The sequence below is a fragment of the Streptomyces sp. NPDC012888 genome, assembly GCF_042900645.1.
Taxonomy (GTDB): domain Bacteria; phylum Actinomycetota; class Actinomycetes; order Streptomycetales; family Streptomycetaceae; genus Streptomyces.
In genome coordinates this window covers 1-11,576 of sequence record NZ_JBIBBM010000002.1, presented here as the reverse complement: position 1 = coordinate 11,576, position 11,576 = coordinate 1, and the positions used below count along the sequence as shown (strand labels likewise).

General features: G+C 69.6%; 9 protein-coding genes. All 9 read right to left on the bottom strand.

Going from position 1 to position 11,576, the window contains the following annotated elements:
• Positions 1 to 16: 16 nt before the first annotated feature.
• Entirely contained in the window at positions 17 to 883 is an 867-nt protein-coding gene (gene pssA / locus ACFY61_RS02550) for a CDP-diacylglycerol--serine O-phosphatidyltransferase (protein WP_389465968.1), read from the bottom strand.
• Entirely contained in the window at positions 876 to 1,532 is a 657-nt protein-coding gene (locus ACFY61_RS02545; protein ID WP_389465965.1) for a phosphatidylserine decarboxylase, read from the bottom strand. Before ACFY61_RS02545 ends, pssA begins: the two co-directional genes overlap by 8 nt.
• A gap of 176 nt (positions 1,533 to 1,708) precedes the next feature.
• Positions 1,709 to 2,914 carry an acyl-CoA dehydrogenase family protein gene (locus ACFY61_RS02540; RefSeq protein WP_389465962.1) on the bottom strand — a complete coding sequence of 402 codons (1,206 nt, stop codon included), beginning with the start codon at positions 2,912 to 2,914 and terminating at the stop codon, positions 1,709 to 1,711.
• 2 nt (positions 2,915 to 2,916) lie between these two features.
• Positions 2,917 to 3,429 (bottom strand): MaoC family dehydratase, encoded by a 513-nt coding sequence (locus ACFY61_RS02535; protein ID WP_136212900.1) that lies wholly within the window; start codon positions 3,427 to 3,429, stop codon positions 2,917 to 2,919.
• Positions 3,430 to 3,433: 4 nt separating this feature from the next.
• Entirely contained in the window at positions 3,434 to 4,399 is a 966-nt protein-coding gene (locus tag ACFY61_RS02530; protein ID WP_389465958.1) for an HpcH/HpaI aldolase/citrate lyase family protein, read from the bottom strand.
• Complete coding sequence (locus tag ACFY61_RS02525; protein ID WP_389465956.1) at positions 4,396 to 6,447, bottom strand: protein meaA; 2,052 nt, start codon at positions 6,445 to 6,447, stop codon at positions 4,396 to 4,398. The genes ACFY61_RS02530 and ACFY61_RS02525 overlap by 4 nt, the downstream gene beginning before the upstream one ends.
• A gap of 49 nt (positions 6,448 to 6,496) precedes the next feature.
• Complete coding sequence (ccrA, locus tag ACFY61_RS02520) at positions 6,497 to 7,834, bottom strand: crotonyl-CoA carboxylase/reductase (RefSeq protein ID WP_389465953.1); 1,338 nt, start codon at positions 7,832 to 7,834, stop codon at positions 6,497 to 6,499.
• A gap of 417 nt (positions 7,835 to 8,251) precedes the next feature.
• On the bottom strand, positions 8,252 to 9,073 hold the full coding sequence (locus ACFY61_RS02515; RefSeq protein ID WP_389465949.1) for a TetR family transcriptional regulator: 822 nt from the start codon (positions 9,071 to 9,073) through the stop codon (positions 8,252 to 8,254).
• 181 nt (positions 9,074 to 9,254) lie between these two features.
• Positions 9,255 to 11,072 (bottom strand): 3-hydroxyacyl-CoA dehydrogenase family protein, encoded by a 1,818-nt coding sequence (locus ACFY61_RS02510; RefSeq protein ID WP_389465947.1) that lies wholly within the window; start codon positions 11,070 to 11,072, stop codon positions 9,255 to 9,257.
• Positions 11,073 to 11,576 lie beyond the last annotated feature (504 nt).

The following is an 11,576-nucleotide window of genomic DNA, read 5'->3' as shown; positions in this document are numbered from 1 at the left end:
CACACGTACCGCAGGGTCACGGCTGGGTCGCGCGCGCCTCACGCCGGTTGTGGCGGATCGTGTTCACCCGCCGCGTCGTGGCGAACAGCGGGATCGTCGCCGCCAGGACGATCTGCAGCGCACAGCCCGTCTGGAGCAGCAGCTGACCGCCGGGCGCGTCGAACGCCCACGCCGCCAGCATGCCCATCGCCCCGACGATCCAGCTGAGCATCGCCGCCGCGAGGACGCCCCGCGGCTTGGGGTACTCGACCCGGCTCACCATCAGCCAGGCCACCCCGATGATCGCCAGCAGGGTCGGCACGAACGGCAGCTCCAGCAGCACGATCGAGACGACCGTCAGCGCGCCGAAGGGGCTCGGCATGCCCTGGAACATGCCGTCCTTCATCGTCACGCAGCTGAATCTCGCGAGGCGGAGCACGACCGCCAGCAGCACCACGATCGCCGCCAGGGCCGAGACCCGCTGGTGGGCGTCGTCCGCGACCATTCCGTACACGAGCACGAAGTACGCGGGGGCGAGCCCGAAGCTGATCAGGTCGGACAGGTTGTCCAGCTCCGCGCCCATCGGCGAGCTGCGCAGCTTCCGCGCCACGAGCCCGTCGAACAGGTCGAAGACGGCGGCGAGCAGCATCAGTATCACGGCGGTGGCGGCGCTGTGACGCGCCATTCCCGTCTCGTCACTGCCGGTGAGGTGCGGGATCAGGATGCCGGTGGTGGTGAAGTACACCGCCATGAACCCGCAGGTGGCGTTGCCGAGGGTGAGGGTGTCCGCTATCGACAGCCGCAGCGAGAGGGGCATCTCCTCGCCGTCGGTCTCCTCCTCGGCCGCCTCCGGGACCCAGTCGGTGCGGTCGGTCCGGCCGGCCGGTGTTTCGGGATCAGTCACGGTCAATGCGAGTCACCCCCGCGGTCGTGGCCTGGCCGACCTCGACCGCGACCTCGACGCCCTCGGGGAGGTAGATGTCGACGCGCGAGCCGAAGCGGATCAGGCCGATCCGTTCGCCCTGCTCCACCTTCGTGCCGGCCGGCACGTACGGCACGATCCGGCGGGCGACCGCACCGGCGATCTGCACCATCTCGATGTCGCCGAGCTCGGTGTCGAAGTGCCAGACGACGCGCTCGTTGTTCTCGCTCTCCTTGTTGAACGCCGGGACGAACCCTCCGGGGATGTGCTCCACGGACGTCACCGTGCCGGCCAGCGGCGCGCGGTTGACGTGGACGTTCAGCGGGCTCATGAAGATCGCGACGCGGGTCCGGCCGTCCTTCCACGGCATGATGCTCTGCACCACTCCGTCGGCCGGCGAGATGACCCGGCCCTGGGCGATCTCTCGCTCGGGGTCGCGGAAGAACCACAGCATGCCCGCCGCGAGAGCGGTGGTGGGCACGGCCGCCGCGGCCCAGCGTCCGGACTTGCGGGCCCGGGTGAGGCTGAGCGCCGCGGTGGCGACGGTCGGCAGAAGCCACGGCGATGCTCCGCGCGCGAGGCGTACGCCGAAGAGGCTGTCGCGAGGTGCAGAGGTTTGGCTGTGGGGCATGGATGACCTTCGTAGCGGGGTGATTGCCGCGCCGCAAACGGGGGGACGGGACGGCGGCTTACTGGAATGCTATCGGTTGCGCGCAACAACTGGGCAAGCCAGCAGCCGAGTCGGTGTCCTCCGGCCAGGGGCCGAGTGTGACACTTTTCGCCCCCAGATGGGGGCGAAAAGGACTTTCAGCCCTGGATCCGGTACTCCTCCAGCAGGCGTCGCCCAATGATCATTTTCTGGATCTCGGCGGTACCTTCACCGATCAGCAGCATCGGCGCCTCCCGGTAGAGCCGCTCGATCTCGTACTCCTTGGAGAAGCCGTAACCGCCGTGGATGCGGAAGGCGTCCTCCACCACCTCCTTGCAGTACTCGGAGGCGAGGTACTTCGCCATCCCTGCTTCGAGGTCGTTTCGTTCCCCGGAGTCCTTTTTGCGTGCTGCGTTGACCATCATGGCATGCGCGGCCTCGACCTTGGTAGCCATCTCGGCCAGCTTGAACTGAATGGCCTGGTGCTGGGCGATCGGCTTCCCGAAAGTGTGACGTTGCTGGGCGTACCCGACACCCAGTTCGAAAGCACGCTGCGCGACACCGCAGCCACGCGCCGCCACGTTGACGCGGCCGACCTCGACCCCGTCCATCATTTGGTAAAACCCTCGGCCGGTGGCCCCGCCGAGCACCCGATTGGCCGGAATGCGCAGTCCGTCCATGATGAGCTCGGTCGTGTCGACGCCCTTGTAGCCCATCTTGTCGATCTTGCCCGGGATGGTCAGGCCCGGACGGACCTCGCCGAAGCCGGGTTCCTTCTCCACCAGGAAGGTGGTCATCGACTTGTGCGGGGCGGTGCCCTCGGGGTGTCCTTCGTCACTCCGCACCAGAACGGCCACCAGCGTGGACGAGCCGCCGTTGGTCAGCCACATCTTCTGACCGTTCAGGACGTACTCGTCGCCGTCCCTGACCGCCTTCGACGTGATCGCCGACACGTCCGAGCCGAGCGCCGGCTCGGACATCGAGAAGGCGCCGCGGACCTCGCCCAGCGCCATCCGGGGCAGGAAGTGGTCCTTCTGCTCCTGGGTGCCGTGCTGCTTGAGCATGTACGCGACGATGAAGTGCGTGTTGATGATGCCGGAGACCGACATCCAGCCGCGCGCTATCTCCTCCACGCACAGCGCGTAGGTGAGCAGCGACTCACCCAGACCGCCGTACTCCTCCGGGATCATCAGCCCGAACAGGCCGAGCTCCTTGAGGCCGTCGACGATCGCCTGCGGGTACTCGTCGCGGTGCTCCAGCTCCGTCGCGACCGGGATGATCTCCTTGTCGACGAACTCCCGGACGGTCTTGAGGATCTCCTGCTGGACGTCCGTGAGCCCGGCGGTCTGGGCGAGTCGTGCCATGGCTACTTCCCCTGTTCCTTCAGCTGGGGGCGGCCGGGCTGCTCGCCGCCGCGCTCCTTGATGTACGTCTCGGTCGGGACCATCACCTTGCGGCGGAAGACGCAGACCAGGGTGCCGTCCTGCTTGTAGCCCTTGGTCTCCACGTACACGATCCCGCGGTCGTTCTTGGACTTCGACGGGGTCTTGTCCAGAACGGTGGTCTCGCCGTAGATGGTGTCGCCGTGGAAGGTCGGTGCCACGTGCCGCAGCGACTCGATCTCCAGGTTCGCGATCGCCTTGCCGGACACGTCCGGGACGGACATGCCGAGCAGCAGCGAGTAGATGTAGTTGCCCACGACCACGTTCTTGCCGAAATCGGTGGTGTTCTCGGCGTAGTTCGCGTCCATGTGGAGCGGGTGGTGGTTCATCGTGAGGAGGCAGAAGAGGTGGTCGTCGTACTCCGTGACCGTCTTCCCGGGCCAGTGCTTGTACACCGCACCGACCTCGAACTCCTCGTACGTGCGTCCGAACTGCATGGCCTCAGGCCTCCGGGATCTCGAACTTGCTGGTGCGCTGCATGCCGGCCGCCCGGCCCTTGCCCGAGATGACCAGCGCCATCTTCCGGCTGGCCTCGTCGATCATCTCGTCGCCGAGCATCGCCGAGCCCTTCTTGCCGCCCGCCTCGGACGTGTAGTAGTCGTACGCGTCCAGGATCAGCTCGGCGTGGTCGTAGTCCTCCTGGGAGGGGGAGAAGACCTCGTTGGCCGCCTCGACCTGGCCCGGGTGCAGCACCCACTTGCCGTCGAAGCCCAGCGCCGCGGCACGGCCGGCCACCTCGCGGTACCCGTCCACGTTCTTGATCTGGAGGTAGGGGCCGTCGATCGCCTGCAGGTTGTTCGCGCGTGCGGCCATCAGGATCTTCATCAGGATGTAGTGGTAGGCGTCCGCCGGGTAGCCGGGCGGCTGCTCGCCCACGACCAGCGACTTCATGTTGATCGAGGCCATGAAGTCGGCCGGCCCGAAGATGATCGTCTCGACGCGGGGGGACGCCTGCGCGATCGCGTTGACGTTGTTCAGGCCCTGCGCGTTCTCGATCTGCGCCTCGATGCCGATCTTGCCGACCTCGAAGCCCATGGTCTTCTCGATCTGCGTCAGCAGCAGGTCCAGCGCCACGACCTGCTCCGCGTTCTGCACCTTCGGCAGCATGATGCAGTCCAGGTTCTGGCCGGCGCCCTCCACGACCGTGACCACGTCGCGGTAGGTCCAGTGGGTGGTCCAGTCGTTCACCCGCACGACCCGGGTCTTGCCGGTCCAGTCGCCCTCGTTCAGGAACTTGACGATGGTGTGCCGGGCCTCCGGCTTGGCCAGCGGCGCGCAGGCGTCCTCCAGGTCGAGGAAGACCTGGTCGGCCGGCAGGCCCTGGGCCTTCTCCAGGAAGCGCGGGTTGGAACCGGGCACCGCGAGGCAGGAGCGGCGCGGGCGCAGACGGTTCACGGGGCTGGTCATGCGGGGACCTCCAGGGGGTCGAGCTTGTTCGCTTTCCGGATCTCGTCGACGATACGGCCGATGATCTCCGTGATACCGAAGTCCTTCGGGGTGAATACTGCGGCCACACCGGCGGCCTTGAGCTCCTCGGCATCGGCGTTCGGGATGATGCCGCCGACGATGACGGGGACGTCGGCCGCCCCCGCCGCGCGCAGGCGTTCCAGCACGTCCGGCACGAGCGCGCTGTGCGAGCCGGACAGGATGGACAGTCCCACGCAGTGCACGTCCTCGGCCAGCGCCGCCGAGGAGATCTGCTCGGGAGTGAGCCGGATGCCCTGGTAGACCACCTCGAACCCGGCGTCCCGGGCCCGTACGGCGATCTGCTCGGCCCCGTTGGAGTGCCCGTCCAGGCCGGGCTTGCCCACCAGCAGCCGCAGCCGCCCGGCACCGAGCTCCTCCGCGGTCCGGGCGACCTTCTCGCGGACCACCGCCATCGGGGTGCCCGGCTCCGCGGCCACCGCGACCGGGGCCGAGGAGACCCCGGTCGGCGCACGGAACTCGCCGAACACCTCGCGCAGCGCGCTCGCCCACTCGCCGGTGGTGACGCCCGCCCGGGCGCACTCCAGGGTGGCCCCCATCAGGTTCTCGGTCCCGGCCGCCGCCTCCTTCAGCCGGTCCAGGGCCTGCCGAACGGTCGGGAAGACGAACGGGTCGCCCTCGCCCTGCCGGTCCGAGGACTCCTGCCGCTCCGCCCGCCAGCGGACGATGCGCTCGACGGTCAGCGCCTCGACCGCCCCGTCCACCGTCATGATCGCGCCGTCCAGGTCGGCGGTCAGCGGGTTCGGCTCGGTCTGCTCGAAGCAGTTCACGCCGATGATCTTGTCCTCGCCGGCCTCGATCCGGGCCCGCCGCTCCGCGTGCGAGGCGACCAGCTGGGACTTCAGGTAGCCGGACTCCACGGCGGCCATCGCCCCGCCCATCTCCTGGATCCGGTCGATCTCCGCCAGGCACTCCGCGACCAGCGCGTCCACCTTGGCCTCGATGACGTGGGACCCCGCGAAGATGTCCTCGTACTCCAGCAGGTCGCTCTCGTGGGCGAGCACCTGCTGGATGCGCAGCGACCACTGCTGGTCCCAGGGCCGGGGCAGACCCAGCGCCTCGTTCCAGGCCGGCAGCTGCACCGCGCGGGCGCGGGCGTCCTTGGAAAGGGTGACCGCCAGCATCTCCAGCACGATCCGCTGGACGTTGTTCTCCGGCTGCGCCTCGGTCAGGCCGAGCGAGTTGACCTGGACGCCGTACCGGAAGCGGCGCTGCTTGGCGTCCTCGATCCCGTAGCGCTCCCGGGTGACCTGGTCCCAGATGCGGCCGAAGGCGCGCATCTTGCACATCTCCTCGATGAAGCGGACGCCCGCGTTCACGAAGAAGGAGATGCGCGCGACCACCTCGCCGAACCGCTCCGCGGGGACCTGCCCCGAGTCGCGGACCGAGTCCAGCACGGCGATCGCGGTGGACATCGCGTACGAGATCTCCTGGACCGGAGTGGCCCCCGCCTCCTGCAGGTGGTAGCTGCAGATGTTGATCGGGTTCCACTTCGGGATGTTGTTGACCGTGTACGCGATCATGTCGGTGGTCAGCCGGAGGGAGGGCCCCGGCGGGAAGACGTGCGTCCCGCGGGAGAGGTACTCCTTGACGATGTCGTTCTGGGTGGTGCCCTGGAGCTTGGAGATGTCCGCGCCCTGCTCCTCGGCGGCCACCTGGTAGAGCGCCAGCAGCCACATGGCCGTGGCGTTGATCGTCATCGAGGTGTTCATCTGCTCCAGGGGTATGTCCTGGAACAGCCGCCGCATGTCACCCAGGTGGGAGACCGGGACCCCGACCCGGCCGACCTCGCCGCGGGCGAGGATGTGGTCGGGGTCGTATCCGGTCTGCGTCGGCAGGTCGAACGCGACCGACAGGCCGGTCTGGCCCTTGGCGAGGTTGCGGCGGTACAGCTCGTTCGACGCCTCGGCCGTGGAGTGGCCGGCGTACGTCCGCATGAGCCACGGACGGTCCTTCTGGCGCTCAGTCATCTCAGGCGTTCCCTTTGGCCCTCAGACGTGTCCGACGTGGACGGACGGGTCAGACGTTGCGGAAGCGGTTGATCGCGTCGAGGTGCTTGGCGCGCATCTCGGCGTCGCGGACGCCCAGGCCTTCCTCGGGGGCGAGGCAGAGCACGCCGACCTTGCCCTGGTGGGCGTTGCGGTGGACGTCATGGGCGGCCTGGCCGGTCTCCTCCAGGGAGTAGACCTTCGACAGGGTGGGGTGGATCTTGCCCTTGGCGATGAGGCGGTTGGCCTCCCAGGCTTCGCGGTAGTTCGCGAAGTGCGAGCCGATGATCCGCTTGAGCGACATCCACAGGTAGCGGTTGTCGTACTCGTGCATGTAGCCGGAGGTGGAGGCGCAGGTGGTGATGGTGCCGCCCTTGCGGGTGACGTACACGGAGGCGCCGAAGGTCTCGCGGCCGGGGTGCTCGAAGACGATGTCGATGTCCTCGCCGCCGGTCAGCTCGCGGATCTTCGACCCGAACCGCTTCCACTCGCGGGGGTCCTGGGTCCGCTCGTCCTTCCAGAACTTGTAGCCCTCGGCGTTGCGGTCGATGACCGCCTCCGCGCCCATCTTGCGGCAGATCTCCGCCTTCTCCGGGGAGGAGACCACGCAGATCGGGTTGGCGCCGCCGGCCAGGGCGAACTGGGTGGCGTACGAGCCGAGGCCGCCGCTGGCGCCCCAGATGAGGACGTTGTCGCCCTGCTTCATGCCGGCGCCGTTGCGGGAGACCAGCTGGCGGTAGGCGGTCGAGTTGACCAGGCCGGGGCTGGCGGCCTCCTCCCAGCTGAGGTGGGCGGGCTTGGGCATCAGCTGGTTCGACTTGACCAGGGCGATCTCGGCGAGGCCGCCGAAGTTGGTCTCGAAGCCCCAGATCCGCTGCTCGGGGTCGAGCATGGTGTCGTTGTGGCCGTCGGAGGACTCCAGCTCGACGGAGAGGCAGTGCGCGACGACCTCGTCGCCCGGCTTCCAGGAGTTGACGCCCGGCCCGGTGCGCAGGACCACGCCCGCGAGGTCGGAGCCGATGATGTGGTACGGCAGGTCGTGGCGCTTGGTGAGCTCCGACACGCGGCCGTAGCGCTCCAGGAACCCGAAGGTGGACAGCGGCTCGAAGATCGAGGTCCACACGGAGTTGTAGTTGACCGAGGAGGCCATGACGGCCACCAGGGCCTCGCCCGGGCCGAGTTCGGGGACCGGGACCTGGTCGAGGTGCAGGGACTTGCGGGGGTCCTTGTCGCGGGTCGAGAGCCCGGCGAACATCTCCGTCTCGTCCTTGTGCACGGTGATCGCGCGGTACGAGTCGGGGAGCGGCAGGGCCGCGAAGTCGTCGGCCGTCGCGGCCTGCGACTGGATCGCGTCCAGGATGTCCTTCACGGTAGTGCCTCCGGCGAGCGCTGGATGAGGGGGCGCTGAAGAGAAGTGCTGAGCTGGCTTGTGGGTGTGCCGTCGGTTCGGCGGTGCGTGGTGCTGGTGGTGTGGCGACGCCCGTGGTGGGGCGTGGGGGTGCCTGTGACGCAGGCGTCCGGGGCGCGTTCCCATGCCGTGTTCGACGGGGCCGCGGGGACATCCGGACAGGTTCAACGTATGGCACCCCGTGTCACTCGACAAGGCACCGCGTGCCAAAAATTTCTCTCATTTGCCGATTGACCTGCGCGTATGAGCGATGATCGATCAGAGTTACCCGTGAGTAGGGCCAATTTCGGACAAACGAAAGCGGCCGCCCCCGAGACGGGAGCGGCCACTGTGACGAGTGTCGCTTCGCGAGCCGAGCCGGCTCCGGCCGGCCGCGGCCTACTTGTTGCGGAGTGCCTCCTCGATCGTCCGCATGACCTCCTCGAGGGGAGCGTCCGTACGCGCCACCGCGACCAGGACCTCGCCCTCCGCCCGCACGGCCGCCGGCGCCGCCACCGGCTCCGCCGCGGCGAGCTGCGTGCGCCCCGCACCGATACCGGTGCCGAACGTCTTCCGCACGATCGCGAAGGCGTGGTCCAGCTGAGCCTCCACGTCCCCCTGCCCGCCGGCCCGCAGCCAGCGCCGCAGCACGTGGTTGTGGGCCGTGACCACGGCCGACGCCGCCACCTCCGCCAGCAACGGGTCGTCGTTGCCGTCGTGCGGCTCGTGCTCGTCGAAATGCGCCAGCAGATAACGCGTGAACAACCGCTCGTACCGGGCCACCGAAGCGATCTCCCGCTCCCGCAGCGCCGGCACCTCCCGGGTCAGCCGGTACCGCTCCACCGACACCGCGGGCGAGGCCGCGTACATCTTCATGACCTCCTTGATCCCGCGGCACACGGTGTCGAGCGGGTGCTCGTGCGCCGGAGCCGCGTCCAGCACGGCCTCCGCACGGATCAGGGTGTCGTCGTGATCGGGGAAGATCGCCTCTTCCTTCGACCGGAAATGGCGGAAGAACGTACGCCGGGCCACCCCGGCCGTCGCGGCGATCTCGTCGACCGTCGTCGCCTCGTAGCCCTTGGTGGCGAACAGCTCCATGGCCGCGGTGGCCAGCTCACGGCGCATCTTCAGCCGCTGGGCGGCCGCCCGGGAGCCCGCGGCGCTCTCCGGGGCGTCGGCGGCCGAGGTGGCGCGGGTCGAGGTCTTGACGGGCTGGGACATAGTGCGAACGTACTGCATGCGGCCGGTGGAGCGCGCCGCAGGTCCCGCGGGGTCCAGGGACCGGGATGGATGCGGGGGAGGGCCCGCACTGGGCTCGGGAGGGTTCGTCCGCCTCGCCGAGGGTGCTGCGGCGGACCCGAGCAGCCCTCCCCACGCATCCGGCTCGTGTGCCCGCGGCCGATTACCGCCGGGCGTACTCACGGAATCCGCGACCGGTCTTCCGGCCCAGGCAGCCCGCCGCCACCAGGTGCTCCAGCAGCGGGGACGGAGCCAGACCCGGCTCGCGGAACTCCTTGTGGAGCACCTTCTCGATGGCCAGCGACACGTCCAGCCCGACCACGTCGAGCAGCTCGAACGGACCCATCGGGTAGCCGCCGCCCAGCTTCATCGCGGCGTCGATGTCGTCCAGCGACGCGTAGTGCTGCTCGACCATCTTGACCGCGTTGTTCAGGTACGGGAACAGCAGGGCGTTCACGATGAACCCCGCCCGGTCCCCGCAGTCCACCGGGTGCTTGCGGATCCTGGCGCACACCTCGCGGACCGTGGCGTGCACATCGTCCGACGTCAGGACCGTCCGCACCACCTCGACCAGCTTCATGGCCGGCGCCGGGTTGAAGAAGTGCATCCCGATCACGTCCTGCGGACGCGAGGTGGCCCGCGCACACGCCACCACCGGCAGCGAGGACGTCGTCGTGGCCAGCACCGCCCCCGGCCGGCAGATCTTGTCCAGCGCCGCGAACAGCTCCTGCTTCACCGCGAGGTCCTCGGCCACGGCCTCCACGGCCAGGTCCACCTCCGCGAACGCCTCCAGGGAACCCGCCGGCACGATCCGCGCCAGGACCTCGTCCGCCGCCTCCTGCGACAGCCGGCCCTTCGCGACCGACCGCCCCAGGGACTTGCCGATCGCCGCCTTCGCGGCCGCCGCCTTCTCGTCGCTGCGCGCCGCCAGGACCACCTCGTAACCGGCCTGGGCGAAGACCTGCGCGATCCCGCTCGCCATCGTCCCGGACCCGGCCACACCGACCGACCGCACCGGCCGGCCCGGACCGAGCCCGGCGTCCGCCGCCCGGACGCCGGGCTCGGGGATCGTGGTGCCGCTGCCCGGAGCCTCGTACGTGTAGAACCCGCGCCCCGCCTTGCGGCCGGTCAGGCCCGCCTCGGCGAGGTGGCCCAGGATCGGCGCGGGGGCGTGCAGCCGGTCGCCGGAGGCCGCGTACATGGCCTCCAGCACGGTCCGCGCGGTGTCCACGCCGATCAGGTCGAGCAGCGCCAGCGGCCCCATCGGCAGGCCGCAGCCCAGCCGCATCGCCGCGTCGATGTCCTCGCGCGAGGCGTACTTCGACTCGTACATGGCGGCGGCCTGGTTCAGGTAGCCGAACAGCAGCCCGTCGGCCACGAAACCGGGCCGGTCGCCGACCGCCACGGGCTGCTTGCCCAGCGCCCGGGCCAGCGCGGTGACCGCCTCCACGGCGGGCGGCGCGGTCAGCACCGAGGACACCACCTCGACCAGCTTCATGGCCGGGGCGGGGTTGAAGAAGTGCAGACCGAGCACCCGCTCGGGGTGCTGCGACTCGGCGGCGAGCCGGGTCACCGACAGCGCGTTCGTGCCGGTCGCCAGGATGGCGTCCGGCCGGACGATCGCGTCCAGCTCGCGGAAGACCCGCTGCTTCAGCTCGTACTGCTCGGGGACCACCTCGATGACGAGGTCGGCGTGGACGGCCGCCTGGAGGTCGGTGAACGTCCGCAGGCGGGAGAGCACGGCCTGCCGCTCCTGCTCGGTCAGCCGCTCCTTGGCGACGGACCGGGCGGTGGCGGCCTCCAGGGCGGCGCTACAGGCGAGCCCAGCGGCCTCGCTGACATCGATGCCGATGACCTCGTGACCGGCCCGGGTGAGCACCTCGGCGATGCCGGTGCCCATGGTGCCGAGGCCGACGACGGCCACGGTCTGCAGGGTGTACGGGGACGGAGAAGACTGACTGGACGTGGACGGACGGTCCATCGCGGGACTCCAGTGAGGGTGAAGTGAAGAGGGTGACGGCTGAGGGCCGAGGGCGCGCGCAGAGAATCCGCACGGGGCGCGCGCAGCGCGTGGCATACGGGCGTGAGAGTGGCGATCCGACGGAGCCCTGTCCCGGGGCGACCGCCGTACAACATGCCGAACCGACCTACACGAGCGCGGCTGCGTCACCAGGCCGCACTCAAACGCCCCGCCCACGGTTGGTGGTCCGCGAGGACGCGTTGCCCCGACATTAACCGGTGAGTAACTGCTTGGCCAGAGGGCGGGGGATGTGATGTGGACGATGTGGGGGGAGGGAGGGAGGGAGGGAGGAGGGGAGGGGGTGCGGCGGGGCGGGGCCTGGATCCCGGGCGGGGGTGGGGGTGGGTGGGCCTTGCTGGGGCGGGGGCGTTGGTTGCGTCGGGGTGGTTGCCCGTCCGTCCCATCGTCCTTCCGGGGCGTGCGTCGGCGTCAAGGGCGCTCCTTCGTCGCGTCGCTGCGCGATGG